The following is a 26,652-nucleotide window of genomic DNA, read 5'->3' on the forward strand; positions in this document are numbered from 1 at the left end:
TTATTATCTTTATAGACAGACAATATATATAACACATATTATATAATTATTGCTTATTTTATTAAATATAGACTATTGTATTCTTGTAAAGTTTTGTGTATAATAAATAAAAATGAATAATAATTATAAAGAGCTTGCCGATAGCCCTCTAATACAATGATGTATTGATGTATTAGGGGGTTTTCTGTTTTTTAGCAAAAACTGAAACAAGCTGGGTAAAAATGTACTGTGCAGTGAGGGGAAGGTGCAGGTTATGGGTGAAGAAATCTTAGAAGTGCGTAAAAAATCGATAATGGTAAAAACTCTTGGCTGCAGCAGTACCGGAATAGAATGTGATAAAGCCAGTGTGTCGGGGTCTGTGAGTCAAAGGGCCTGTGTTTATTGTGGCGCTCGTGTTGTACTGAATCCGATAACAGATGCTTTTCATATAGTCCATGGACCGATTGGCTGTGCCAGCTATACTTGGGATATACGTGGCAGTTTATCCAGTGGCAGTGATTTGTATCGTAATAGTTTTTCCACTGATTTACGGGAAAAAGATATAATTTTCGGCGGTGCCGCTAAATTAACAGCGGCAATTGATGAAGTGGTACAAAAATATCAGGCTAAGTTGATTTTTGTTTATGCAACCTGCATTGTCGGAGTTATTGGTGATGATGTTGGGGCTGTCTGCACAGCGGCCGAAAAAAAATATAAAATACGGGTTATAGCGGTAAAGGCACCCGGCTTTTCCGGAACAAAACGGCAGGGATATAAACTGGCCTGCGATGCCATGATGCGCTTGATTAGGCCATACCAATTATCGAAAGATACATTGCATCATGGGGTAAATATACTTGGTGATTTTAATCTTGCCGGAGAAATTTGGTTGATAAAGAATTATTTTAAAAAAATTGGAATAGAAGTGATATCAACTTTTACCGGTGATGCTTCATATGAAAAACTAATAAAAGCACCATCAGCGGCATTGAATATTGTACAGTGTGCCGGTTCATCAATGTACCTGGCCAAGCTGATGGAAGAGGAGTTTGGTATCCCATATATGAAAGTGAGCTTCTTTGGCATTGAGGACACCAGTGCATCAATTATGCGAGTGGCACAAATGCTTGGTGATGCCGGTGTGGTAGAAAAAGCAGTGAATTTGACCAAGCGGGAAAGCTGCCGCTTGAGAAGTTTCATGGAAAAATACCGACCATATCTGGCCGGGAAAAAGGCAGCTATATATGTCGGCGGTGGGTTTAAGGCTATTTCTTTAATAAGGCAGTTTAATGAGATGGGAATCGAAACGGTAGTTGTCGGCACACAAACCGGTAAAAAAGATGAATATGAAGTTATCCAGAGTATTGTCAATGATGATACGGTAATCTTGGATGATGCCAATCCGGCCGAACTGGAATTTTTTATGAAACAAAAAAAAGCGGATATATTGGTAGGCGGTGTGAAAGAAAGACCATTAGCTTACAAATTGGGTATTGCCTTTTGTGACCATAACCATGAAAGAAAACATGCACTTGGTGGTTATGAAGGTGTGGAAAACTTTACCAAAGAGATAAATTTGAGTATAAACAGTCCTGTTTGGGAGTGTATGACAGCAATTTAATATCAGTGGTTTTTTAAAGAAGGGAAGAACAGTTATGGAAAATGCCGTCAATTTAAATGTAAATCCATGTAAAATGTGCGTCCCGTTGGGTTCAGTGACAGCTTTGTACGGCATTGCCCGCTGTATGTCTATTCTGCATGGCTCGCAGGGATGCAGCACATATATAAGACGTCATATGGCAACCCATTATAATGAACCGGTGGATATTGCCTCGTCTTCATTAACGGAAGAAGGCACGGTTTTTGGTGGAGAAAAAAATCTTTTATCAGGATTGGAAAATCTTATCAGGCTTTATTCCCCGGAAGTCATTGGTGTCTCTACGACTTGCCTGGCAGAGACCATTGGGGAAGATGTTCCGGGAATAATAAAAAAATTTTATGAACTGCATCCGGAATGTACTGCTGAAATAATTCCCGTTTCCTCACCCAGTTATGCAGGGACACATTTTGATGGATTTTTTCGGGCAACAAGAGCAGTTGTGGAAAATGTGTCAATGGATATTAGGAAAAATAATAAGGTGAATATCGTGACCGGTATGATTTCACCGGTAGATACCAGATACTTGAAACATTTACTGAATATGATGCAGATTGATTATATACTGCTGCCGGATATATCAGATAATCTTGATGGAGTTCATCTGGAGAAGTATGATCGTTTACCAAAAGGAGGAACATCACTCAGTGATATAAAAAAGATGGCTGGTGCTAAATACACTATTGAATTGTCAACTTTTAACAATGACGATTTTTCACCGGCTGTTTATTTGCAGCAGCAATATGGAGTTCCTTATTGCCGATTGGATTTGCCGATTGGGATAAAAGCCACGGATGCATTGATAAATAAGTTAAAAGAATTGGGCGGTATGATACCTGAAGAGTTGCAAAAAGAGAGGGGACGCTGTCTGGATGCCATGATTGATTCCCACAAATATAATGCCATGGGTAAAGCTGCAATATTTGGTGAACCCGATATTGTTGCGGGAGTAGTCAATATCTGCTGTGAGAATGGCGTTATACCGGTCGTTTGTGCAACCGGTTCAGTGTGCCATGCCTTTGATAAAAAACTGCGTGAGAAAGTAGAAAAAACTGCTAAAGTGCAATTTGTAGAGAAAATAAGGATTAAAGATGATGCTGATTTTACAGAAATAGAAAATTGTGTGATTGAGTGTGAAGCAAATATAATGATTGGCAGTGGTGACGGATATCGTATTGAAGAACGTACTGATATACCGCTCCTACGCTGTACATTCCCGATACATGACCGGGTGGGAGGACAAAGAGTACGTCTGCTGGGATATGATGGTGCCATGCAGATGCTGGACAATATTGCTAACACACTCTTAGCAAAACTGGAAGGATCGTATCGCCAAAATTTATATGATAAATATTTTCGGCCGGAAAATGAAAGTGCGACTGTTAAATTATCAGCAGACAATATTGTTGACATAAATCAACGTCAGGTATTGAAAGAAAAAACATTGCGTCATCCTTGCTATACCTGCGGCAGTGGTCAGTATGCCCGCATTCATCTGCCGATTGCTCCTAAGTGCAATATTCAATGCAATTACTGCATCAGAAAATATGACTGCCCTAATGAAAGTCGTCCGGGAGTTACTACGGAGATATTGTCACCACAAGAAGCCTTTGAAAAATATATGCTGGTTAAAAAACGTTTACCTAATCTCACAGTAGCAGGCATTGCCGGACCCGGTGATGCTTTGGCCAATTTTGAGCAGACCCGGCAGACCTTGTATCTGATAAGACAAGCCGATCCGACGGTGACTTTTTGTCTTTCCACCAATGGGCTTATGCTGCCGCAATATGCTCAGGAGATAATTGACCTTGGTGTAACTCATGTAACAGTGACACTTAATGCCGTTGATCCTGAAATCGGTGCCAAAATATATAAGCATATAGATTACATGGGGCAGCGCTACACCGGGATAAGCGGTGCCGGCATATTACTCGGCAACCAGCTCAATGGCATACGTTATCTCACCAGACATGGGGTAATATGCAAAATTAATATTGTCATGCTTAAAGGAATCAATGAAGAACATATTGTTGCCGTGGTAAAAAAAGCAAAAGAACTCGGTTGCGAAATCACTAATATAATGCAATTGATACCGGTTAAAGGCAGTGCTTTTGAAAACATGCCACTTGTTTCTAATAAGGAAATAATGGATATGCGGAAAAAATGCGGGCTGTATATGAAGCAAATGTATCATTGCAGGCAATGTCGTGCCGATGCTATTGGAACATTGGAAAATGACCTTTCTATTGAATATAGAAATATCAGTGCTGCAAAGGAGAAGCCAGCGAGAAACAGCCCATATCGTTTTGCGGCAGCTAGTAAAAGTGGTATGATCATTGACTGCCACTTTGGACAGACAGAAGAATTTTATATATATGAAAGTGATGGCATTGATTTGCGTTTTATTGAAAAACGTAATGTTGAAAAATATTGTCTAGGTAAGGAAAACTGTGGTAACAAAACTGACAAAATAGAAAAAATAATAATTACAATAAAAGATTGTACAGCAGTTATTGCCCTGCGTATTGGTGAAGTACCGCGGCAACGGCTTAAGGATGTTGGTATAGAAGTAATAACAACTTATGATCGTATTGAAAATGCTGTAAAAAAAGCGGCGGAATCAAAAAATGCAGCTAATGAAGTTTGGAATACAGCATTGTGATTGTCGGTCATCCGGCAGCGGCGGGTTTTGCTGATAATTTATTTTAGGCAACAGATGCCGTTGATCGGATGATTGATTTTAAGGAGGGGCAACATGATAGTGGATGCTACTTTATGCTATATGGAAACGTCAACAGCAAAACAGCAGTATATGATGCTTATGGCTCTCACCCGACTGCCGATTGATGCCATAGAAATGACTGTAGTAGTATACAATAATATTGTTAAAATGAAATTGCCCCGGCAAAAATATATTTTACGGGTAAAGAATGAATATGATATAGAAAATTATCCCGGCTTTCATTACTACGTGAAGTCGATTAATATAGATAAAGATTCTGATAAGAAATGGATAGAACAGGTTATGTATGATACATCGGGCAGAGCTGCAGCAAGACGTATTATTGTTATTGATGAAGTGTCAGTAATTAACATGTGTGAACAGTTTTGCACATGGATAAGAAATGGAAAGCTTTACTTGGAACCGCTTAACTATATCGAACAGGCGACAGCATTGGCATATACGTGGTTGAAATGCGGGGGAAATTCAGTTATTACTGCTTTTTGCGGTCTTGGCAACCATGCACCTTTAGAGGAAGTGCTGATGACACTTCATGTAACGGGGATAAAAAGACTTATGAAGCCACTTAATTTCAGTGAATTGAAAAAGGCGGCAGGAAATATTGCGATATCACCGGTTAAACCAGTTGTGGGAGCAGAAATATTTGCAGTGGAATCAGGAATACATGTTGATGGAATAAAAAAAAATCCCCAGTTATATGAACCATATCCACCTGAATTAGTGAATGCCAGTCGCCGTATTGTTCTGGGTGATATGTCTGGTAAAAGTTCTATTGAGGCTAAATTAAAAGAGTATAATTTGGTCTGTGGCAAAATTGATACAGTGAAAATTCTTGAGATTGTAAAACAAAAATCACATGATTTGCACAGAGCAATAACTGATGAGGAGTTTTGTAATTTAGTGAAAATGATAGGATGTGCTGGCAGTGCAGAAAAAAAAATTTCATATAGTAGATACAACACTGCGTGACGGAGCTCAAAGTCCGTTGGTTATGTTTGATTCGAGAGAAAAAATTGCTATAGCTGAGATGCTGGATGATAAAAATATTTATCAGATAGAAGCAGGTATTCCCATAATGGGCAAAGATGAACTGGCAATCATCAGCAAAATAAAAAAAAGCTGTTTCCATGCAAAAATCTCTACATGGAACAGATTAAATAAAAATGATCTTATAGCAGCGGCAGATTGTGAGGCGGATATTGTACACATAAGCGTGCCGGTATCACAACGGCAGATTTATGAGAAGCTACAAAAAGATGTAAAGTGGCTGCTGGCACAGTTGGAAGATGTATTGGCATTTGCTGCCAGCTATTTTACCGAGATAACTATCGGTATGGAAGATGCTTCAAGAGCAGATATGAAATTAATGCTGACTGTAATAGAAAAAGTAAAACAATTTGCAGTGAAGAGAGTGCGGTTTGCCGATACTGTAGGAATTATGACACCAAGTGCAGTTTATGAGCAGATACGTGAAATAAAAGAAAAGACAGCAATACAGATAGAATTTCACGCTCATAATGATCTAGGTATGGCTGTGGCAAATTCTATTGCTGCTGTACAAGCAGGTGCAGATTTTATCGACACTACTGTACAGGGAATAGGGGAACGTTGCGGCAATTGTGATATGGAGAAATTTTTGTCCGCCGCGGCAATAATATTTGGCAGTGATAATAGGAGAGGATTAATGTGAATAAAATGGATAAAACAGATAAGGCAATATTGAAAAATTTACAGAAAAATGCACGTATGACAATTTCTGATTTAAGTGCGGCAATTTCTTTGTCAATGCCGGCAGCAAGTGAACGTCTGCGTAAGTTGGAGACTTCCGGAGTTATAAAACAGTATACAGTGATCCTGGATCCTGAAAAAATAAATAAAAACTTGACGGCCTTGATGTTTTTGCGTTTTGAAAGTACATGCAAAGGAGAGGATTTTGCTGAATATGCCAAGACTGAGGCAGAGATAAATGAATGCTACTATATTACCGGAGATTTCGATTATTTTATAAAAATAGTAACAGAAGACGCACGTACATTAAAATCGTTGCTTTCCCGTATAAAAAATTGTGCCGGACTGGTAAAAACTTCCAATTTGGTAGTATTGTCTAATATTATTGATAATGTATCCATAATGTCAGATTAGTAATTCTTAAGTAATAAAACAGGCTTATTTTGTTGTGATAACTATGATTGGAGGTTTTTATTTCATAATGAGCGTCGGGTATAAAAAAATATGATATTCCATTTATTATAAAAGATATGTTTTCATGAAATAAATATGTTCTGCATTTAATTTCAAAGGTAATTTATATATCGAATTATTTTAATATTTAGTTTGACAATCCGTGATGAAATATCAAATAAATACAGTATAATAAAGATTCAATTGGATTGCATATTGCATTTTTTGAGGTCAGTGCCATTTATCGTACGGTTTTTTACTGATATAAAGGGGATAGAGTGAAGAACTACTGCTATTTTATCCACTCTGTCAGCTCATTTAGTGCTATTTTTGGGCGCTCATATGGTTTTTGATTGGGATAGCCGATAGCTACTGCCGCCATCAATTCATTGGGCTCACTAAGCCATTCGGAAATTTCTTTGTCACATTGGAAAATATCACAAATCCATAATGATCCCAGATTAAAGGCTTTTGCCGCCAAAATTATATTTTGGACAGCAGCTCCAATTGATTGTGTATCCATAAGATATTTGTAGTGGTCATAATTTTGCTCATGTTTGGAAAACCTATTGTATACTAATATGACAGCACTGGCTTCTTTAATCGCATTGCTGCTTATTTGCAGACTACCGATATCCGCGGAACCACTCTGTTTGGTTAATGCCTTTTCATCCATCAAGTCCGTTAGTCGGTTTTTAGCTGATCCTTCTAAAATCTTAAAGTGCCAAGGTTGTCTGTTTTTACCTGATGGGGCTTTAGTTCCCATTAAAAGTATGTTTTGCATGATATTGCCGCTGACAGCTTTGTTTTTAAATGAGCGTATGCTGCGCCTGCTTTTTATCGTTTCTAATACATTCATATAGCTGTCCTTTCTGTCGGAGATTCTTGTTTTGTGTCTGTGCAAAATATTTAAAAGCAAAGAAGAATAAAATGATTGACAGTTATCAAAATGAATATTGAATATATTTATTATAAATTACTGGGATGATGCTGTATTGGCAGATAAATAGTAAAAGTGGTGCCCTTGCCTAATTCGCTTTTGACGGTAATCTGACCGGAATGTTTGTTGACAATAATATCATAAGCAATACTCAGTCCCAGACCGGTACCGACTCCCACTGGTTTGGTGGTAAAAAAAGGAGTGAATATATTGTCTATGTTTTCCTCCGGAATACCTTTTCCGTTATCGGTTATTACGCAGCAGACAAAATTATCTTTGGTAAAAGTTTTTATGTTGATGACACCTTCGTGGGAAGATTCTCTTATGGCGTGGACAGCATTTATAATGAGATTCAGCAGTACTTGGTTAATTGCTCCGCCGGCAGCTTTTATATAGGGAATGTCACCTAAATCTTCAATTATTTTCGTAGTGTATTTAATTTCATTATTGGCTACGGCTAAGGTATCTTTAATGCCTTTGTTCAGATTATATTCTTCAAATTCCAGACTGCTGACCCTGGAAAATCCCAAAAGGCTTTTAACGATTTTTTCTATTCGTGTCAGTCCGCTCATAGATTCATCGATTATATCATTCAAATCTTCTGTAATGTAATTGATTTTATTTTCTTTCAAAGCTTTTTCAATAATTTGGAAAAGTTCTTGTAAATTTGCGTCAGAATCTGTTTCCAGAGTTTTTTCAACGCGACTAAGTGTGCTGAGAAAAGAACTGACTTTTTCCAGATATTTTTTTAATGTGTCCATGTTGCTTTGAACATATCCGAGCGGATTGTTGATTTCGTGTGCTACTCCAGCTGATAACTGCCCGATGCCGGCCAGTTTTTCCTGCTGGATAAGCTGGCTTTGCAGCATGCGGATTTTTTCCATATTTTCATTGTATTCTTTGGAACTGATATCTATACTGCGTTCTAACAATGAACGTTCTTTGTCATGATTGATATATGCCTGGTTTACTGCTTCGATAAAAGTTTGAAAATCATTATCCAATTTAATATCATGCAAATAAATTTTTATTTGTCTTTTCAACAGGCGATGTATATTATCCATTTCAAACCTCCGTTATTAATGTAATCGTCATTGTTTGATTATGTAGTTCACAGATTCTGTTTTTTATGGATGAAACTATTTCACCGTAAGAATAAAAACCTGTAAATACAGTGTTGGAACCTAAGGTATTGCGTGCGGCGTCAATTTCCTCACTGACCATTTGGCTGAGTATCAATTTTCTGCCTACGCAGCTTACCAAAACGGCTAGACAAGACGCAGTATCATTATCAGGAATAAATGAGAGGCTGAGCTGGGCTGCCTGACGTGAACCGTCAATGAGATCATCAAAATTGGTTCGCATTAATTTGGAAAGATATCCCTGAGGGACATCACCAGAAAAAATTAAGGCTCGTTCTTTTTCATCAATTCGCTGAATTGTACGTATAAAAGTGTGATTGTCGTCATTGGAACGTACCATGAGAGGAAAATAAAGACCTGCCGCAGGAAGCTCGTCGGCATATTCACCAAGATATGCTTTATATAAATCCAGTGCGGGTTTTTCATCAAATTTGTACAATATATTGTTTGTCGATTTTGTGATTACACGTTCAATCCCAAAAGGTGACCAACCACCGGCCGAAGCACAGCCTATTTGTACGTGGGTACCATAAAATCCAATAGCGGCAAGCATATTTTTTTGTGGATAATCATTGGCAATGACAAATGTTTCCTTATATGATGTACCGTCACCGGCAAGTCCGCCTGATATGGTGACATCGTCGGGTAAACTGGCAGCAAGTCCATCGACAAGCTTACTGCCATTTATGTTTATACCCTCGGAAATAATGAATATATGCTTAAGCCCTTGAAGGGGAAATTGTGCTATTAAATCAGCAGATGCTTTAAAATATTCATTATTTTTAATAGCAGCCGAGGCAAAACGTATCGGCGTTTGCTCCATATGAACTGCTGTTGCAGAAAGACTCATATCAGCAGCAACATTGTTATATATTTCTCCGGCTGTTGTTCCGCCGATAAGATAGGCACCGGGATATAAAGATCTTAATTCGTTGTAAATTTGCTGGTTTAGTAAAAGTTCTTTTGCTCCAAAAATCATGACAAATTGAGCTGAAAACTTTGAATGTTTATCCGGGTGTTTGATTATTTGTCCTGTATTGTCATATATTGACTGTTCGATTTTCATTCTTCTTACCTCCGACCGCAAAATTGATATACTGATGCTTATGGTATATTTGTTAATAAATATATCTTAAATATTTCGGTTTAATACTGCTGATTCCTGCCCACGAAAAATTATTCATTACTATTGAACGATTGCGATAAACTATGCTTATTCGGTAAAAGGATACTTAAATAATATGTCGAATTTGTAATGTAATAATTAGAAATGTTGGGCAGAGAATGAAAAAATTGAACCTGGGGTGATAATATGAGTGAAAATACGGTGTTATTTGTTGATGATGAAGTCAGTGTCTTAAGGGCAATTAAAAGGGCAGTTATGGATGAAAAATTTGTGTCCTTTTTTGCTAATAGTGGTGAAGAGGCATTGACTGTTTTGGGAAAAAATAAAATCGATGTTATTGTGACTGACATGCGGATGCCAGGCATGGACGGACTAAAATTGTTAAAAATTGTCAAAGAAAAATACCCCAAAACAGTGCGGGTGGTTCTTTCCGGCTACACTCAATTATCACAGATGCTTGTAACAATCAACCAGGGAGAAATATTTAAATTTATTACTAAGCCTTGGACAACAGAAAATGAACTGCTGCCGGTTATTAAACAATCAATTGACTATTATAATCTTCAAACTGAACGAGATTCACTCAATGAAAAGCTGACTGCTAAAAATGCTGCCTACCAGAGAATATTTAAGACCATAGAGGATAAAAAAATACAAGAAAGAGAAGAACTTCGGCATTTATATAAAATCAGTGTATTATTATTTTCGTTACTGCGGAGAAATATTGGCTCTAAAGACACTATTGAACAGGATAATAATAAAGAACAAAGCAAAATATTTCACATGGCTGAAGTGATTTATTTAACATATTTAGGACACTTGCCGGCTGTGGTGGATAGCAAACCTTTGGCTAAACTTATTGATGATATTGTTGTGAACTGTGATAACCGTATTTCTATTGAGCCGGTTGAGGGAGAAACATTTAATACTAAAGGAAATCATAAATATCTGACAATTGTGTTCAAAATATTGATCCATATTTTACCGCATAAGCGTGAAACGTTTAATTGCAGATTAAGTCAGAATAAACAAGAAGATGAAATGATAAAATCAGTATTCAGTATTGACCTGTCATCATGTCAGTTTAGCATACATGATGAAAATCAAATAAAAATTGCAGCGGCATTATTGAGCAAAATTGGTGCTTTTTATGATATAAATGTTGCAGCTGAATATGCTGAACAAAAATTAAATCAGATTTATGTGGAATGGATAACAGAAAAAAATTGATGTTTTGAATTGAAAGATCATAATTATTAGCGATAAAAACACCCTGATAAGTCTGGAATAAAAATCCAACTTATCAGGGTGTTTCTGTTATAATCGCGAATATTTTTTATTGTATTGATATGAATGAAGAAAATAATTGTTATAGCGTGCAGAATTTTACGATGACACTAAAAATAACTATTTATTATTTTTAATTTTATAGCAGGCGGCGTACATTGTTGGCAGTACCAAAAGCGTAAGTACAGTAGCAACCAGAAGGCCGCTGCCAATTGCCACTGCCATTGGACCCCAAAATGGACTTGTCATAAGAGGCAGCATACCTAAGATAGCCGCCGCTGCTGTGAGCATAATAGGGCGGAATCGCAGTATTGCGGAATCGATGACAGCATCCCATGGTGATTCGCCGGAAGCCATATGTTTTTGTATCTGGTCAATTAAAATTACTGAATTTCTGATAATCATGCCGCTTAAAGCAAGAATACCCAATTGAGCTACAAATCCCATTGCTTTATTCATAAGAAGCATTCCAAAACATACGCCTATGAGACCTAATGGGGCAGTTAGCAGAGTCAACACTACCAGCTTGCCATTTCTGAGCTGCACCATCAACAAGGTTATGATGACAAGAAGCATGATTGGAACAGGCACTAAAAGAAACTGCATTGCTTCATTACTGTCTGATAACGCTCCGTCGATATCTATACTGTAACCGAGCGGCAATTTATCACGCAGGCTTTTGGTAGCATTATAGGCCTTTTGTGTGGCGTCATTAGCTGTGCCATCCTTTATATCAGCTTCGACAGTTATAGTTGGTTTTAAGTTATAACGCCAGATAAGGCCGTCCTCTGCTCCATAACTTATTTTGGCAATTTGTGACAGAGGTACATAGCCGGCACTGCCAAGGTAAACAGGAATATTTTTTATATCAGTTAAATGTTGCCGATCATTATTATCCAGCCGCATTGTTATATTTATGGTGCGGTCACCATCATAGTATTGGGCTACTGAGGCCCCAGAAATTTCGGTGTACAATGTTTGTGCTACGGCTTGTCCTGACAGCCCCATGGCTCTCAGTTTATCCTGGTCAAGCGACAGATGCATGATTTTGCTTTTTTCATTCCAATTAAAATGTACATCTTCATTATTAGAATCACTGGCAGTAATATCAGCAACTTTTTCAGCAATAGTACGTACTTTATCTTCATCATAGCCAGATACACGAAGCATAACAGGATAATCGGCCGGCGGACCAGTTTGAATAAATTTGATGTCGCTGCGTACATCAGGATAATTATCAGCTAATTCTTTTTCAATTATTTTAGCAAGCTGTTTTCGATTGTCAACATCTTTGGAAACAATTACAAATTGACTGTAATTATCTGCCGGCAGTTGTGGATTTAATGTGAGAACAAAACGTGGTGCTCCTTCGCCTACATAATAGGAAAAGTTTTTAATCTTATCGTTTTGTGTATTTAAAAAAGCGGCAAATTTATTGGCATGTTCTTCTGATGAACTTATTGATGATCCTTCAGGTAACCGCATTTCAACAATTATTTCAGGACGCAGTGATGGCGGGAAAAATTCCTGCTTGATAAATTTGAAGGAGAAAACAGACACTATAAATAATCCCAAAGTAGAAGTGATTATGATTTTTTTATGATTTAAACACCAGACAAGAATTTTGCGAAATAACAGATAAAATCTGCTCTGGTAAGGATTTTTTCCGGCAGCTGCCGGTTTTTTAACACGTATCAAATAGTAGCCAAATAATGGTGCTACCATCACAGAAACTATCCAGGACAGGCAAAGTGCTATACCTATGACCGGAAATAGACTTTTGCAGAATTCTGAAGCCATGCCGTTGGCAAAAGCTACCGGGATAAAACCGGCACAGGTTATTAAAGTACCGGTAAGCATAGGCTTGGCTGTTGAATTAAAAGCATAGCAGGCAGCTTTAAATCGATCAAATCCCTCTTCCAGTTTCACACTCATCATTTCCACGGCAATTATTGCATCATCTACCAACAAACCTAACGCAATAATCAATGCACCCAGTGATACTTTTTGCAAATCGATTCCCAAGGCATACATCATTGAAAAGACACCGGCCAGTACCAAGGGGATACAGCCGGCAACAACCAATCCTGTTCGCAGCCCAAGGCTTAAAAAGCTTACGGCAAGTATTATGATTACAGCTTCCCTTAATGTACCGACAAATTCACCGATGGACTCTTTTACAACTGTTGGCTGGTCAGATACCTGGTTTATTTCCAAGCCCAAAGGAATATCCGATTTTATTTTATTCAGTAATGAACTCAGGTTGTTGCCGAGGGTAAGTATATTCCCGCCCGGTTCCATTGATACGGCAATGCCAACGGCTGGTTTACCATTAAAATACATTTTGGGATCGGCTGGTTCTGAATAGCTGCGGTCTACTCGCGCTATATCACCAAGGCGGAATATTTTATTATTGGCCTTTATTGGCAGGTTTTCGATATCTTGAATGTTGCTGAACATACCGGTGAATCGCAGGTAGACATTATCGGAAGATGTTTCTACCATACCGGCAGGAGTTATTTCATTTTGTGTTTTTATTGCATTGGAGATGGTCTGCGGGCTTATACCAAGTTCAGCCAATTTTACATTTGTTATTTCCACATATACTTTTTCAGTTTGTACACCAAGCAGTTCTACTTTTTGTACACTGGGTACGTCAAGCAGCATCCGGCGGATTTTTTCTGCATGCTGGCGCAGTTCTTCATATGAATAACCATCTCCACTTAGAGCATATATTGAACCGAAAACATCGTCAAAACGATCATTGTAAAAAGGGCCGTAGACACCATCCGGCAAATCCGTTTTTTCATCTTCGCAAAGATTACGGACTTCTTTCCAGGTATCGCGTATTTTGGAATTATCAATATCCTGACGAAGTGTTACATATATTATTGAAGTACCAGGTCTGGATGAACTTTTTAAATAATCCAGCCCCGGCGTATCTTGAAGTTTTTCCTCAAGTTTGTCAGTTACCTGTTCTTCCATTTGTTTGGCTGTGGCACCCGGCCAGCTGACGGTGACGACCATTTCTCTTATGGTGAAGGCAGGGTCTTCCATACGGCCAAGTTTCGTGTAGGAAAATATACCGGCAATAATTACGACGATGATAAAATACCATACAAGATCTTTATTTTTTAAAGAAAGTTCGGTTAAATTTTTCATGATGCATCTCCTACGGCATCATCATTTGTACGTACTTTTTGTCCTTCACGCAGCTTTTGTACGCCGGCAGTCACAACCATATCGCCTTCATTTAACCCCGATACTTTTACATGATTTTCATCGAAGTCAGCTACTTGAACCTTTTGCAGGGATACTTTGTCATCTTTATCAACAAGCCATACTTCGGGTGTGTCACCGGTTTGATAAATAGCCGAAAGCGGTAGAATATAAGAAGTTTTATCGGAATTATCAGAAGGCAGGCAAATGACACTGGCAGTCATCCCCAGTTTTAATCCGGCAGGCGGATCGGGCAGAGAAATTTTTATTAAATATGTACGTGCTGTTGCATCAGCTATAGGGGATATTTCTCTTACTATTCCGTTGACAGATGAATTGTTCAATGCCCAGAAGGATACTGTTACTTTTTTACCTTCACTTACGTCACCTATGTGGTTTTCCGGTATATTGACATCGACTTCAAGTTCATTAGTCTGGACAAGAGTCAAGACTGTCTGTCCGGCAGAGACAACCTGTCCTGCCTCCGCGTTGATTGCTGAAATAACTCCGTCTGTATCAGCAGTAAGATCAGTATAAGAAAGGGCATTGTGTTCCTGTGAGGATTGTGCCTCTGCCTGCTGATATGCAGCTGAAGCAGAATCATAAGAAGTTTGATATTGATCCAGCTGTGCCTGCGGTACGGCATCTTGTGCGTATAATTGCTGATATCTTTTTAAATTAGCGGCAGCAAGGTTCAGTTCAGAAGATGCCGCCTCTACTTTGGCATTGCTTTGATTTACTTGTTGGATAATATCTTTATTATCCATTACCATAAGAGTGTCTCCGGCATGTACACGATCACCTGTCTGTACATTGCGGCGTAATATTTTACCGCTTACCTGAAAGGATAAGTTTGTTTCATAGCGCCCGTGAACGGAGCCGGCATATGTAAAGCCGTCAATATTATTTTTTGTGGATATCTGCTGGGTCCTCACTAAGGGTGGAGGAGTGGCTTCTTCTTTTTTACCACAGCCGGCAACGAACACAACTGCAATAATAGACAGACACAAAATTTTTAAAAAACGGTTTTGCATAAAACAGACCCCCTGATTGGTGATTATTTAGTGATAAACAATATATAATATATGAATAACGTTTAATTATAAGAAAAATTTGTTAATTTAGTAACATATATTATTATACTAAATGTTTCGATAAAAATAAATCATTTAAATTAGACAGTGAGAAAATATAATTTTGTGAAAAAAATTATAAAATATAAAATAATAATGCTGGCAGGGCAAAGTAGGGGCCATAAGCAAAATAAGCTTTGCGATTTTTTTGTCTTGCCAGACATAAAAAAATGGCGGCAATACCTCCTAATGAAAAACCGATAAGAATAACTAAGATTAAGTTAATGATTCCCAGCCATAATCCCAATGTAAAGATCAGTTTAATATCACCGCCGCCGATACCGCCGTGGGTCAAAACGGACAACAGGAAAAAACAAAGCCCACCGCCAAAAGCAGCAATCACACAGTCTATGGCATTAGATAATTGAAAAAAAATTGGTAATAAGGAAAAACAAGCAAAATAAAGCAGCATTTTATCGAAAATAACCTGTTGCTCGAAGTCGGTGCAAATTATAAGCAGCAAAAAAGCGGCAACGATAAAACGCAGTGTAAAAATAACTATTGAGGTCATTTGTGAAAGATAACAAAATAGTGTTGTAAAAGCGATAGTTAAAAGTATCTGTCTGAATTTAGCACGTTCAAACTGTCTATCAGGAAATGACAATATTGCACAATTTTTTCGATAAAGCGTATCTATCCATATTGAGCTAAGGAATGCCATCAGATATGACAACCAGAAAAATAGGGGAATTTGGGCAATAATCAAAAAATACATCGAAATGACTCCTTACAGATATTGTTTTAAAGTGATTTGTGGGGAAAGTCTAGGTTTATCCGGTTGATTCAGCGAATTGGTATTTTTATGGTTAGAATATAAAAAATAAATCAAGAAAATTATAATGTGTTTATTTATTCTAAATAAGATATACTTTTATATAAATAAGATATATGCTATACTAATAGCAGTAATAATAATGGATAGGGAAGTGTTAAAATGAAAATGGGTCAGAATAGGCAAAAAGGTGCAGTAGCCGTAATATTTGCACTTGCAATTCCTATTTTATTGGTTTTTACAGGACTGGCTGTCGATTTTGGCAATGCTTATTTTCATAGACAGCAGCTGCAAAATATGGCTGATGCCGCAGTGCTGGCAGCTGCCGATAAATACAGTAAAACCAGTAGTGAAGCAGATGCTCAGACAACTGCCCAAAAATATATTGATGATATGAAGAGCATCAATGGAAACCGTGGTTATGAAAATCCGACGGCCCGTGGCAGTTCCTACCCGATAATTACTAGTAAAGACGGTATAATAAAGCTTAAATTGGTGCTTGACGATACGGTACCGACTTATTTTATAAAAATACTCAAACTTTTTAATAATGGCGGTCAATATGATTCCATGCCGATAGCGGTGACAGCGGTGGCTAAAATCACCGGTTCCTCATTATTTGACGGATTGATTACTTATAAATATGAAATGCAGGTTAACCAGGGATATCAAAATGGTAATAATCAGACTACTTTCGACGGAAAACTTTACTATGCCGGTCCGGATCCTGATTCGGCAAAGAGTGAAAACTATAATGCAACGGGGAAAAATGATAACAATAGCAAAAATGTTTATTCATCACCGGGTGGTTTTGTTTCATCAGATCAGTTAAAGACAAATACACCCGTTCCCGGTGAAATGCCAAAGCTGGACGGCACGCCATATGCCTTTGATACACTGAAACAAAGTGCAGATCAAACGATAACCAATGAACAGACAGTTTATACGGACGATTTAAAAGGCAATATAATCTCAATCAATTCGCCCAATATTGACATTATAATCGACAAAGCACTGATAGGATCTGATGATCCGGCGTTAAAAAATAAACCGATATTTATAATTTACGGAAAAAGTGAAAATGAAACGGGAACAATAAATTTACACGTCAATCATGATACTGTAAGGCCGCTTATCATTTATTATATGGGTACAACTTTTCATTATAATCCGGGACCGGGCAGTCCAGAATTGCGCGGCGTGATTTATGCACCGAATGCTGACGTACTGGTGAATGAAAATGCGGCTAAATTCCATGGCAGTATCTATTGTAATAATTTTTCTTCACAGGTACAGGGTTCATATACGGGTCCCGATTCCAATGATACCTTTACCGGCAGCGGTACGGCACGCTTGGTGGATGATGACGATTAATCAAAGGATTCTTTTTTTAAGAGTTGAAGACCGACATGGTACCCCGATAATTGAGCTGTGCCGGCAGTTACTTCCAGTACGGCATGGGCTCTGAAACACAGACTGATACCCAGCCATGGCTGCAGGTGCCGGACAATTCTAATGATACGGTTATCCCTATCGAGGTATACGGCGTCGATGGCAAAGCGCATGAATAACATATGGATGCTGTTGCATGGTGATAACAGCATACCTTGATCCGGTGGCAGTTTTTTTCTGCCCATCAGACCGATAAGACGTTTAAGAAAAGTATCCGCTGCTTCGATTCGAAGCGGCGGATACTTTTTGTTCTGCACAATAAAATATTTCAAAGCGGTCATTCCTTTTTCTATAGAAAGTCATGGATGCATTGATTTTATAAACACCAGCAGTGACGGCATCAGGACAATGACAAATAATGCGGGAAAAATAAATAATATCAAGGGGAAAAGTATCTTTATCGGTGCTTTTAAAGCGGCTGCCTTAGCTGACTGCATGCGCCGTTCACGAGTATTATCTGCCTGTGCCAGCAGTGTCTTGCTCATACTGGTGCCGAGTTTTTCTGATTGAATAACGGCTGTCGTAAATAAATGGACTTCCTGGAGATTGCAGCGTTTCGACAAGTTCTGCAGAGCAGTGCGTCTGGTCATGCCCATGCGCACGTCACGGAGCATTTTTTCACATTCATCAATATAAGGACCGGTCATTTGAGTGGTTATTTTCATTAGTGACGCGTCAAATGACAGCCCGGCCTGTACACTTACACATAACAAATCAAGTACTTCGGGCAGCTGGTGCAGGATAAGTTTTTGTCGGCGCCGGATTATGGTATTCAAGGCAGAAAATGGCAGCAATGCACCCACAGACAGTCCCAGCAGTAAAATTATAATGCGCTGGGCAAATGTAAAAGTACCGGTATGAGAAACATATAGAAAGGCCAATAAGAATCCTGTCCCCATAGAAAGTACCCAAGCTGTGGCAACGGCATTTACACTCCAAATGTTTTGCTTACCGGCATAGATAATGCGTTGGGCAAGACTTTGCCTTATTGCATGGGGAGCAAAAGCCAGTAAATGCCGTTCAATATTATGGTATAACGGTAAAAAAACACGCTGTGTCAGTGAAGTGTCCCCTTCAGGATTTGCTGCCGCGGTATTGCTGGTATTGTCGGCGAATTTGTCGGGATATTTATTGATGGACTGCAGACGTTCCTGTACGAATTCCTTTTTTTTCAGCATGGTTGATATGAACAAATAAAGAATAGTAAAGATTATGGCACCACAGCCACCGGCTATTAATAAAAATTTCATTTGATATCACCTAGTTTAATCTATTATACAAGCAGATTTAATGCTGACATGAGAATTTATAGGGAAGTTTCAGGAATATTGTTGATGCTGAAAAGCTCGGGCGGCAGATCAATCCCGTTGATGCGGAACTTTTCGATGAAGGAAGGCTGTACCCCGGTTGCAGTGAAGTAACCGAGTGCTTTGCCTTTTTCATCATAGCCGGTCTGGACGTATTGGAAAATGTCCTGTAAAGTGATGGTATCGCCTTCCATATGCTGTACTTCAGTAATATAGGTTATTTTGCGGCTGCCGTCACGGATACGTGACTGGTGCAGGATGAGGTCGATTGCTGAAGAAATCTGTTCACGGATGGCCCGCACCGGCAGTTCCATGCCGGACATGAGCACCATAGTTTCCAGACGGCTCAACGCATCGCGCGGATTATTGGCGTGTGCTGTAGTAAGAGATCCGTCATGGCCGGTATTCATTGCCTGCAGCATATCGAGTGCTTCACCGGAGCGGACTTCCCCTACTATAATGCGATCGGGACGCATACGCAGGGCATTGCGTACAAGATCACGGATGGTAATGGCACCGGTGCCTTCAATATTGGCGGGACGCGCTTCCAAAGTGACCACATGAGTCTGCTGCAGTTTAAGCTCGGCGGCATCTTCAATGGTGACGATGCGTTCATCTTCAGGGATGAACGATGATATCACATTAAGTGTGCTGGTCTTTCCTGAACCGGTGCCGCCTGATACAAGAATATTGAGCCGTGCTTTAACACAGGCTCGCAGAAAGGCTGCCATGTTACGGTCAAGCGTACCAAAATCAACGAGGTTTTCTATTGTCAGCGGTTTATGGGAAAACTTGCGGATTGTTACACAAGGACCGACAAGTGAAAGCGGCGGGATGATTATATTCACACGGGAGCCATCTTCCAAGCGGGCATCAACCAGCGGTGAAGATTCATCGAGACGGCGTCCTATGGGAGTGAGGATACGCTCAATAATGTGCATCAGGTGCTCGTCACTTTGAAAACTGACATTGGTCAGATGCAGCTTGCCCAAACGTTCCACAAATACTGAATGAGGACCGTTGATCATTATTTCCGTTATGGAATCATCTTTCAGCAGCGGTTCGATAGGCCCAAGGCCGAGAATCTCATTACGGATATCGGTTACCAGAGAAACCTGCTCAGATCGCGGCAGGAGAAATGGCTGTTCGGTAAGGACCTGCTGGCAGTAAGTTGTGATTATACCTTCAAGTTCTTCTTTCTGCGATTCATCGTGAAAATTGCTGTTGAGAAGCTGGTCGTGACTGGTAGTCATCTCATCTACGATGCGGCGATGTATTTCCAGTTTGATTTTTTGATAGTTATTTGTTGAATTATCGGTTGTACGGTCACCAAAAATCTGTTTGGTTTCGTTGATTCCATTTGATCGGCCGAGCCGCTCAAGCAATGACATAATGAACACTCCCAAAATAGTATGTAAAGCAGCTTGCAGACTGCGCAATTGTCGTATTTAGTATTATTTTTCCTGATGCATTTTGCAGGATACTTTAAGCTCGGAAGGCAACGTTAGTATATTGCCGTAAACAGCCGTATTGGCAGCAGTTGCCCGCAGGTTGACAAGAACATAGGTGTTATCCGGATCACCGTCAGACTGGTTGACGGCAATATTGAAATCATTGGCATCGTTCTGGTTCCATGTATAAATGGATGATATCAATGAAGGGTTATTGTTTTGATTGTATTTAGTGCGTATCTGTTCGCCGGTAGTAGTGCTGTCGGCTGCGACCGCGGCATAGCGGGCACTGTCACGGGCGATGGAAGATAAGGTAAGATAATCGGCAAATACCATACTGAGATAGATTATTGCCAGCAATAACATGGTTAATATGGGCAATACTAAGGCAAATTCGACGATTGCCTGACCTGTCTGCTGTCGTTTCATAATGTTATTCTCCTAAAAAGTACATAAAAGGTCTTCATTAGAAGACCTTTTATGTAAACTAAGCTAGATGATTACTTTAAAGCGCCAATGACGTTATTAAATGTTTCTTGTACAGCTTGGCCAAGTGCCCCTTTTGAACCTAAAAATCCGGCCAATACTACAACAGCTGCCAGAATTAAGGCATATTCGACGATCCCCTGGCCTTTTTCGTTTGAATAATGAAACTTTAAGTAATTGATTATTGCTAGCATATAAACTCCTCCTTAAGAATATAAATATATATGTGAAAGCATATAGCTTAAACATCGATATCAACAAGCCGCTGGATGATTATAAAACCGATTATTTCCATTATGACGGCGGCACCAATAGCCATTCGGCCGGTGGGATCGGTAATGAGTGGTTCCAGATAATTGGGATTGATAATGGAAAGAAGCAAAGATAAGGCAATGGGCAGTGCGGCAAGTATCCAGCCCGACAAGCGGCCTTGTGCCGTTAAAGTTTTAACTTCCCGTTTCATACGAATACGGGCATTGATAGTGCCGCTGATAGTATCAAAAATATAGGCTAAATTGCCGCCAACCTGTCTTTGAATCAAAACGGCGGCAACTATCAGGTCGAAGTCGCGGCTGTCGACGCGTCGGGCCATCGATTGGAGAGCTTGTTCCATGGAAGACCCCATGCGGGTTTCTGCCATTAACCGGGTGAATTCATCGCCAATCGGTGCACCCATTTCCCGGGCGGCCAGATCTATTGACTGAATAAAACTGAACCCGGCCCGCATTGAGTCGGCGACCATCGACAGCATATCACCAAGCTGGTTGGTAAAAGCTTGTTTTCTGCGAGCGATGATTATGTTTATGTATAAACGGCAAAAGATAGCCGTCAGCAGCGCTGTCAGTAAAGCTGCTGTTCCTTTTAAAATCAGGCTGAAGGCAATAATGCCGGCAATCAAACTTAATAGAACCGTTATTACTATAAATTCAGATCCCAGTATAGGGAGTCCGGCCTGCTGCATTTTGCGGTCAAGATCCGCATAGTGGCGAATTTGTTCTAGCAGTTTAGCAATGGCGCGGATGAAGGCCAAAAAACTCTGACGCCATGTTTGGTCTTGCCGGACATCTGGCTGTGGTGCACTGCCGGCAACATAATTAAGTAAATGCCGGGAGACTTTGGTTCGTTTGTAAAACAGGCAGATAATTAAAATATATAATAGAAAAAACAGTAAAAAACCACATAATAAAGCTATCATCATAATGTTTCCCACCTGAGATCCGACTGACCGCGCATGACATCGGCAAGCCGGTCGATGCTGGCGGCAAATTCCGAGTCGGGAGCAAGGTCAACGGCCATACGTCCGTTGTTGGCGGCAGCCGATACTAACGCATATTCATTGGGAATAGCGGCATCGAGCGGTCGGTGCAGAACATTTTCAATATATCCCTTGACACTGGAAGTAATCGGCAGCCGGGTAAAAGCAATATGGAGCCGTTTTTGGAAATTATCCGGCCAGGCATCGTGAAATATCGTCAAGGCGCGCTGCATATGCTGCAGTTCGGTGCCGCCGTTATTCATAGCGACTATATAAGTCTTGTCGGCTGATTCGGCGGCAGTTATGGAAATGGGGTTGAAGGCCGGCGGTAAGTCTATAAGTATGTAACGGAAAAGATGGCGGGCCATGCGTATCATTTCAGAAAAAGGCTGCATGGTAACATGTTCGGCAAATTCGGGGCGTTTGGTACCGCATAATAAGGAAATATTTTTATTAATGGGTATGAAATAGGAATTCAATGTACTCGGTGATAAAAATTTGATGTCACGGACTGCTTCCACAATCGTGCTTTGCGGTTTAAGGTTGAAGAAAACGGCCATATCGCCAAACTGCAGATCGGCGTCGATGATGCCCACTTTTTCATTGGTTTTACGGGCCAGACTTAGTGCCAGATTGGCAATCAGTGTTGTTTTGCCGCTTTTGCCTTTAGGACTGAAAAAGGCTGTTACTTCAGAGTAGGCTCCAACGTTATTTACATTAAAACTTTCAACAGCTTTAGTGAGCTCGCTGCCGGAAAAAGGTTTGATAATATATCCAATGGCACCGGCATGAACCATTTGGCTGGCATCCTGGGCATTCCAATGGGCACCGCAGCACAATAGGGAGGCGGCAGGAAATTGTTTGCGGATAATGGGGATATAGGATATATTTCCATCGGCATCAGTGTCTAAAATGATCAAACTGGGATCAAATACGGCAGACTGATCCAATGCTTCCTGGGGGGATGTATAACGTGCCATCAGATCAAAGTTCCTGGCATTGCGTACGACACTGGAAAGACGTTCAAGCATCAGAGATTTTTCTTCAATTAAAATGACACGGTACGAAATCATGTTGACTCCTTTCAGTTAAATAAGTGTTTCATCCAACCGTGCAGGCTGCTGTCGTTTTTAGTAGGAGATGGCCGCTGGTCGGTGCATTTATTAATCAGCTGACGGATACTCTTGCCAAGATCACTGCTTTTATCGGATGCCAGAAGCGGAATACCGCTGCGTAATGAGTTTTGTGCCTGCTGGAAATTATTTGGGATGATATGATAAAAATCATCTTTCAGAAGCTGCCGGACGTCATTGAGCTCAATATTGGTTTTGGAGTCGCTGCGGTTCAGTATCAGATGTATTTTCTGGTTGTCATAACCGATGCTGTGCATGGTATCATAGCCGATTTTCATATTTTTTATTGTCGGTATGAAATCAACGATGCCGATGAAAGCTATGATGGTGCTCATATCCATTACTGACAGATTTATTTCACTGAATGCCGAAGTTGTATCGACTATAAGGTAGTCAAAACATGTTTGCAATTCATTAAGGCAGCGATTGATGCCGGCAGTGAAAATATTGCAGGCTTGTTCCAGTTTGTCGGGCGGCAGCAGTGTAAAAAATTGCAGATCATCGTGTATGTAGGGAGTTAAATAATCGAAGAGGTTAATATCTGAAGGTACAGCCGTTTTTTGCAGTTGTGTTACCAGATCAAACAGGTTGTGCCTGGGTTTAAGATGGAGATAATAAGCAACATCACCAAACTGAAGATCAAGGTCGATAAGGCATACTTTATAACCGGAAGCGGCAAGACCTGCTGCCATGTTAACGGCTAAGAAGGTTTTGCCGACAGCCGAGGCTGTGCTGAATAATGTTATTATCTTGCCGTTTGGCTGGTCATTTTCCATTTATGCTGTGCCTCCTTTAGCTTGCAGCCGTCAATAAACCAAGTTCATTTTATTTGTGCGGTAACCGGTTTATTGAGTATTCCTGATAGCTTGATATTTGCAGGTTTATCCGAAGCTTTGGGTTGAACAGAGGAGGGTTCGTCTGTTTCCGACGTATGGGACTGTCCAGACAGAGCATCGTCGGTGTGCTTATTTATCGCAGAGCCTTCGGTTATGACTGTTTCCCGGCGCTGGTCAATTTGTTTATCTTTGTAGAGATTTTCTAAATCCTGGGTCATATTTACCGGGGTATTTTGGTCGACCAGCACAGGTGTTATTAAAATGATAAGCTCGCGTTTATCACGTGTTTTGGCCGAGTGTTTAAAGAATTCACCGATTATGGGAATATCTCCCAAAAGCGGTACTTTAGTAATGGTTTTGCTTTCCTCAGAGTTTAATAATCCGCCTATCGCCATAGTGCCGCCGGACTTCACGGTGACATCGGTGGAGGCTTCACGTGATGCCAGGGCAGGAATGAGAAAATTATTGTTCTTTAATTGGTGGGCATAATCAAGTGTACTGACTTCGGCTTTTATTTTAGCGGTGATATTATTGCTATTGTCTACAATAGGGTCAATATCGAGTTTGATACCATAGTCGCGCCATTCAATACTGATATCTCCATTATTGTTACTGGTAGGTATTGGAATTTTACCACCAATCAGGATACTGGCTTTTTCACCGCTCAAAGTTGTAATATTGGGTTTTGAAAGTATCTTGGCAAGGCCTTTTTGTTCCAAGGCCTGCAAAGTGGCATTCAGGTCGGCATAGCTGCGGTTGAAAGATTGACCGATGGAAAAACTACCGGTAGTGCCCATGGTAACAGTGGTGCTGCCATTACTGTTGACAGTTATCGAAGAAGGGTTGGAATAGAGAAAACCGAGATCCCGTTCATTATTGGCAGAAATTTCTACGATTTGGGCTTCAATACGGACCTGGGAGGGAGCGGACATCTGTATCATGTTTACGACTTTGCTGCCGTACAGATTGGCAATTTTTTCGGCAGTGTCCCGCTCATATTGGTTCTTGACCGTGCCGCGCAGCAAAATGTTATCACCGGATTTTTGTGCATATATATTAACGTCACTGCCCAGTACATTTTTTATGGCAGTTACCAGGGCGGAATTATTGGCTGTTACATTTACGGAAAAGTTTTGCTGCATACCGTCTGATGTTTTTATTAATAAGGTTGTCGATCCGACTTTTTTTGCGACGATGACAATTTTGTTTGAGGTTATTATTGCTATATCGGCAATTGCAGGATCGGCAATTGCTACTTTGGTTATGGTGCCTCCGGTATCAAGCGGATAATATTGGCTGATTTCAACAGTCAGTGGTGTCGGAGGTGCATCAGCGAAAACACGGACATTAATAAAAGTAGTGAAAAGTAAACAAATTATTGCTGTTTTTTTCCAAAAAGAAAGTTGTATTTGCATTATTATTGCCCCTCTTCATCTTGCTTGGTACCGCGGATGACGGTAATTGTGCTACTGTTGGATAAGCTTCCTGATGACTGTTGTACGGCAGTTGATGCGGATGCCTGCTGCGGTATTGGCGGTGAATAAGCAGGTAAAGGCAAATTAGCCGGCGCACCGGCAGTTGGCATATTATTGGCGGCAGGTTCGCTGTATTGGAAAACGGTATAGTCGATGTCAGGAACGAAATAATCACGTGGATTGAGCGGCCGTAATTCTAAGAAAACGGTACCTTCAGATTGGGCGACGGCAAGCTTTAAGGCATCGGCCGGCTGTACAGCTAAGGTAGCGGTAGCAGGTGATTCCTTGGCTTTAGTATCGGCTGCTTTGGCGGGTGTTTTGTCATCATTTCCATTAGTAGAATCGGCTTGTTCAAATGATTTATTGATACCCAGAAGTAAAATATTCTGCAGCAGTATCCTGCCGGTTAATTCATTTTTATTATTTTTTCCGGAAACCAAGATCACATCAACATAATCACCTGGCTTAGCAAATCCGGATATGCCGGTTACATCGGATATTTTTAACGAAATTGCCCGACAATCAGCCGGGATAGTTCCGGTGAATCCCGATGATCTTATATCTGAAAATAATTTGGGTACGGTGATCATGTCTCCAGCCATTATGGGTACTTGTGAAACTTTACCGATGACGTCATGTGTATCATTTATGAACTGCACGGGCAGAACATCTTTGGGGACCGTGATGACTTTCACCATGTCATCAGCTATTGCCGTACGGGCGGGGATGTCTTTGACGGCAACGACAACGGAAGTCATATTGTCTGATTTTTGCTTGGCGGTATTACGGGAAGCTGTGGACAGGTAAACATACAATATTACGGTAAACAATATGCTAATGGCCAAAGCTGCAATGATAAGCTGACGTTGTGACAGTTTTTCCATCTTTGATGTAAGACCATCAAATAATTTAAAAAATCGCAATAAAATCATTCCTTAATTGTTTTATGATAGACACTCCGGATTTCTATGTAAATGTAAATACATAATAATTATTTTTGCGTACTAAAAAAGGGCGCAGGGATGCAATAAAAATATATTAAAAAAATACATTATTGCATCCCTACCACCCACCATAA

Annotated in this window: 23 protein-coding genes; 7 read left to right on the plus strand and 16 right to left on the minus strand. The window is 40.0% G+C overall.

The window, feature by feature from the left end:
* Positions 1-253: 253 nt before the first annotated feature.
* The 5 genes from nifE (at position 254) to F8M42_RS04270 (ending at position 6,521) form a co-directional block, all read left to right on the plus strand.
* Positions 254-1,600: a nitrogenase iron-molybdenum cofactor biosynthesis protein NifE gene (gene nifE, locus F8M42_RS04250; protein WP_182188112.1), complete on the plus strand. Its 1,347-nt coding sequence runs from the start codon at positions 254-256 to the stop codon at positions 1,598-1,600.
* A gap of 34 nt (positions 1,601-1,634) precedes the next feature.
* Positions 1,635-4,298: a nitrogenase cofactor biosynthesis protein NifB gene (gene nifB, locus F8M42_RS04255; protein ID WP_182188113.1), complete on the plus strand. Its 2,664-nt coding sequence runs from the start codon at positions 1,635-1,637 to the stop codon at positions 4,296-4,298.
* Between the two features lie 93 nt (positions 4,299-4,391).
* On the plus strand, positions 4,392-5,348 hold the full coding sequence (locus F8M42_RS04260) for a homocitrate synthase/isopropylmalate synthase family protein (protein ID WP_182188114.1): 957 nt from the start codon (positions 4,392-4,394) through the stop codon (positions 5,346-5,348).
* Positions 5,305-6,069 carry a beta/alpha barrel domain-containing protein gene (locus tag F8M42_RS04265; protein ID WP_182188115.1) on the plus strand — a complete coding sequence of 255 codons (765 nt, stop codon included), beginning with the start codon at positions 5,305-5,307 and terminating at the stop codon, positions 6,067-6,069. The genes F8M42_RS04260 and F8M42_RS04265 overlap by 44 nt, the downstream gene beginning before the upstream one ends.
* A 5-nt stretch (positions 6,070-6,074) precedes the next feature.
* On the plus strand, positions 6,075-6,521 hold the full coding sequence (locus tag F8M42_RS04270) for an Lrp/AsnC family transcriptional regulator (protein WP_182188630.1): 447 nt from the start codon (positions 6,075-6,077) through the stop codon (positions 6,519-6,521).
* 331 nt (positions 6,522-6,852) lie between these two features.
* Here the strand turns inward: F8M42_RS04270 and F8M42_RS04275 are convergent, their stop codons facing one another.
* From F8M42_RS04275 to F8M42_RS04285, 3 genes are all read right to left on the minus strand, one after another.
* On the minus strand, positions 6,853-7,419 hold the full coding sequence (locus F8M42_RS04275) for a nitroreductase family protein (protein WP_182188116.1): 567 nt from the start codon (positions 7,417-7,419) through the stop codon (positions 6,853-6,855).
* A gap of 110 nt (positions 7,420-7,529) precedes the next feature.
* Positions 7,530-8,564: a sensor histidine kinase gene (locus F8M42_RS04280; RefSeq protein ID WP_182188117.1), complete on the minus strand. Its 1,035-nt coding sequence runs from the start codon at positions 8,562-8,564 to the stop codon at positions 7,530-7,532.
* Position 8,565: 1 nt separating this feature from the next.
* Positions 8,566-9,708: an FIST signal transduction protein gene (locus F8M42_RS04285; protein WP_182188118.1), complete on the minus strand. Its 1,143-nt coding sequence runs from the start codon at positions 9,706-9,708 to the stop codon at positions 8,566-8,568.
* A gap of 246 nt (positions 9,709-9,954) precedes the next feature.
* Between F8M42_RS04285 and F8M42_RS04290 the strand changes: the two genes are divergently transcribed.
* The gene (locus F8M42_RS04290) at positions 9,955-10,998 is read left to right on the plus strand and encodes a response regulator (RefSeq protein WP_182188119.1); all 1,044 of its coding nucleotides are present in this window, start codon (positions 9,955-9,957) and stop codon (positions 10,996-10,998) included.
* Positions 10,999-11,175: 177 nt separating this feature from the next.
* Here the strand turns inward: F8M42_RS04290 and F8M42_RS04295 are convergent, their stop codons facing one another.
* From F8M42_RS04295 to F8M42_RS04305, 3 genes are all read right to left on the minus strand, one after another.
* Complete coding sequence (locus F8M42_RS04295; RefSeq protein ID WP_182188120.1) at positions 11,176-14,217, minus strand: efflux RND transporter permease subunit; 3,042 nt, start codon at positions 14,215-14,217, stop codon at positions 11,176-11,178.
* Positions 14,214-15,308, minus strand: coding sequence for an efflux RND transporter periplasmic adaptor subunit (locus tag F8M42_RS04300; RefSeq protein WP_182188121.1), 1,095 nt, complete (start codon positions 15,306-15,308; stop codon positions 14,214-14,216). The genes F8M42_RS04295 and F8M42_RS04300 overlap by 4 nt, the downstream gene beginning before the upstream one ends.
* A 175-nt stretch (positions 15,309-15,483) precedes the next feature.
* Positions 15,484-16,122 (minus strand): prepilin peptidase, encoded by a 639-nt coding sequence (locus F8M42_RS04305; RefSeq protein WP_182188122.1) that lies wholly within the window; start codon positions 16,120-16,122, stop codon positions 15,484-15,486.
* A gap of 219 nt (positions 16,123-16,341) precedes the next feature.
* On the opposite strand from F8M42_RS04305, the gene F8M42_RS04310 reads away from it, so the two are divergent.
* Positions 16,342-17,553, plus strand: a complete 1,212-nt coding sequence (locus tag F8M42_RS04310) for a TadE/TadG family type IV pilus assembly protein (RefSeq protein ID WP_182188123.1) — start codon at positions 16,342-16,344, stop codon at positions 17,551-17,553.
* On the opposite strand, the gene F8M42_RS04315 is transcribed toward F8M42_RS04310, so the two are convergent.
* The 10 genes from F8M42_RS04315 to cpaB all read right to left on the minus strand — a co-directional run bounded on the left by F8M42_RS04315 (position 17,550) and on the right by cpaB (position 26,497).
* On the minus strand, positions 17,550-17,903 hold the full coding sequence (locus F8M42_RS04315) for a DUF192 domain-containing protein (RefSeq protein ID WP_229711456.1): 354 nt from the start codon (positions 17,901-17,903) through the stop codon (positions 17,550-17,552). The two genes, F8M42_RS04310 and F8M42_RS04315, sit on opposite strands and share 4 nt — an antisense overlap.
* 27 nt (positions 17,904-17,930) lie before the next feature.
* Positions 17,931-18,881: a type II secretion system F family protein gene (locus tag F8M42_RS04320; protein ID WP_182188125.1), complete on the minus strand. Its 951-nt coding sequence runs from the start codon at positions 18,879-18,881 to the stop codon at positions 17,931-17,933.
* Between the two features lie 56 nt (positions 18,882-18,937).
* Positions 18,938-20,329, minus strand: coding sequence for a CpaF family protein (locus F8M42_RS04325; RefSeq protein WP_182188126.1), 1,392 nt, complete (start codon positions 20,327-20,329; stop codon positions 18,938-18,940).
* A 63-nt stretch (positions 20,330-20,392) separates the two neighbouring features.
* The gene (locus tag F8M42_RS04330) at positions 20,393-20,818 is read right to left on the minus strand and encodes a TadE/TadG family type IV pilus assembly protein (protein WP_182188127.1); all 426 of its coding nucleotides are present in this window, start codon (positions 20,816-20,818) and stop codon (positions 20,393-20,395) included.
* A gap of 71 nt (positions 20,819-20,889) precedes the next feature.
* Positions 20,890-21,069: a Flp family type IVb pilin gene (locus tag F8M42_RS04335; protein ID WP_182188128.1), complete on the minus strand. Its 180-nt coding sequence runs from the start codon at positions 21,067-21,069 to the stop codon at positions 20,890-20,892.
* Positions 21,070-21,116: 47 nt separating this feature from the next.
* Positions 21,117-22,073 carry a type II secretion system F family protein gene (locus tag F8M42_RS04340; protein ID WP_182188129.1) on the minus strand — a complete coding sequence of 319 codons (957 nt, stop codon included), beginning with the start codon at positions 22,071-22,073 and terminating at the stop codon, positions 21,117-21,119.
* Positions 22,070-23,203, minus strand: a complete 1,134-nt coding sequence (locus tag F8M42_RS04345) for an AAA family ATPase (protein WP_182188130.1) — start codon at positions 23,201-23,203, stop codon at positions 22,070-22,072. Before F8M42_RS04345 ends, F8M42_RS04340 begins: the two co-directional genes overlap by 4 nt.
* A gap of 11 nt (positions 23,204-23,214) precedes the next feature.
* Positions 23,215-24,039 (minus strand): AAA family ATPase, encoded by an 825-nt coding sequence (locus F8M42_RS04350; protein ID WP_182188131.1) that lies wholly within the window; start codon positions 24,037-24,039, stop codon positions 23,215-23,217.
* A 44-nt stretch (positions 24,040-24,083) separates the two neighbouring features.
* Positions 24,084-25,514, minus strand: coding sequence for a type II and III secretion system protein family protein (locus F8M42_RS04355; protein ID WP_182188132.1), 1,431 nt, complete (start codon positions 25,512-25,514; stop codon positions 24,084-24,086).
* Between the two features lie 2 nt (positions 25,515-25,516).
* Positions 25,517-26,497: a Flp pilus assembly protein CpaB gene (gene cpaB, locus F8M42_RS04360; RefSeq protein WP_182188133.1), complete on the minus strand. Its 981-nt coding sequence runs from the start codon at positions 26,495-26,497 to the stop codon at positions 25,517-25,519.
* Between the last annotated feature and the right edge of the window lie 155 nt (positions 26,498-26,652).

It is taken from the genome of Pectinatus frisingensis, assembly GCF_014076555.1.
Taxonomy (GTDB): domain Bacteria; phylum Bacillota; class Negativicutes; order Selenomonadales; family Selenomonadaceae; genus Pectinatus; species Pectinatus frisingensis.

Bases quoted from the DNA above. Each gene is read 5' to 3' on its own strand.
- F8M42_RS04280 (WP_182188117.1), bottom strand. From the start codon at position 8,564: ATGGATAATATACATCGCCTGTTGAAAAGACAAATAAAAATTTATTTG.
- F8M42_RS04270 (WP_182188630.1), top strand. From the start codon at position 6,075: ATGGATAAAACAGATAAGGCAATATTGAAAAATTTACAGAAAAATGCA.
- F8M42_RS04345 (WP_182188130.1), bottom strand. From the start codon at position 23,203: ATGATTTCGTACCGTGTCATTTTAATTGAAGAAAAATCTCTGATGCTT.
- nifE (WP_182188112.1), top strand. From the start codon at position 254: ATGGGTGAAGAAATCTTAGAAGTGCGTAAAAAATCGATAATGGTAAAA.
- F8M42_RS04350 (WP_182188131.1), bottom strand. From the start codon at position 24,039: ATGGAAAATGACCAGCCAAACGGCAAGATAATAACATTATTCAGCACA.
- nifB (WP_182188113.1), top strand. From the start codon at position 1,635: ATGGAAAATGCCGTCAATTTAAATGTAAATCCATGTAAAATGTGCGTC.
- F8M42_RS04340 (WP_182188129.1), bottom strand. From the start codon at position 22,073: ATGATGATAGCTTTATTATGTGGTTTTTTACTGTTTTTTCTATTATAT.
- F8M42_RS04310 (WP_182188123.1), top strand. From the start codon at position 16,342: ATGAAAATGGGTCAGAATAGGCAAAAAGGTGCAGTAGCCGTAATATTT.
- F8M42_RS04290 (WP_182188119.1), top strand. From the start codon at position 9,955: ATGAGTGAAAATACGGTGTTATTTGTTGATGATGAAGTCAGTGTCTTA.
- F8M42_RS04295 (WP_182188120.1), bottom strand. From the start codon at position 14,217: ATGAAAAATTTAACCGAACTTTCTTTAAAAAATAAAGATCTTGTATGG.
- F8M42_RS04305 (WP_182188122.1), bottom strand. From the start codon at position 16,122: ATGTATTTTTTGATTATTGCCCAAATTCCCCTATTTTTCTGGTTGTCA.
- F8M42_RS04260 (WP_182188114.1), top strand. From the start codon at position 4,392: ATGATAGTGGATGCTACTTTATGCTATATGGAAACGTCAACAGCAAAA.
- F8M42_RS04275 (WP_182188116.1), bottom strand. From the start codon at position 7,419: ATGAATGTATTAGAAACGATAAAAAGCAGGCGCAGCATACGCTCATTT.
- F8M42_RS04335 (WP_182188128.1), bottom strand. From the start codon at position 21,069: ATGCTAGCAATAATCAATTACTTAAAGTTTCATTATTCAAACGAAAAA.
- F8M42_RS04355 (WP_182188132.1), bottom strand. From the start codon at position 25,514: ATGCAAATACAACTTTCTTTTTGGAAAAAAACAGCAATAATTTGTTTA.
- F8M42_RS04285 (WP_182188118.1), bottom strand. From the start codon at position 9,708: ATGAAAATCGAACAGTCAATATATGACAATACAGGACAAATAATCAAA.
- F8M42_RS04330 (WP_182188127.1), bottom strand. From the start codon at position 20,818: ATGAAACGACAGCAGACAGGTCAGGCAATCGTCGAATTTGCCTTAGTA.
- F8M42_RS04300 (WP_182188121.1), bottom strand. From the start codon at position 15,308: ATGCAAAACCGTTTTTTAAAAATTTTGTGTCTGTCTATTATTGCAGTT.
- F8M42_RS04325 (WP_182188126.1), bottom strand. From the start codon at position 20,329: ATGTCATTGCTTGAGCGGCTCGGCCGATCAAATGGAATCAACGAAACC.
- F8M42_RS04320 (WP_182188125.1), bottom strand. From the start codon at position 18,881: ATGAAATTTTTATTAATAGCCGGTGGCTGTGGTGCCATAATCTTTACT.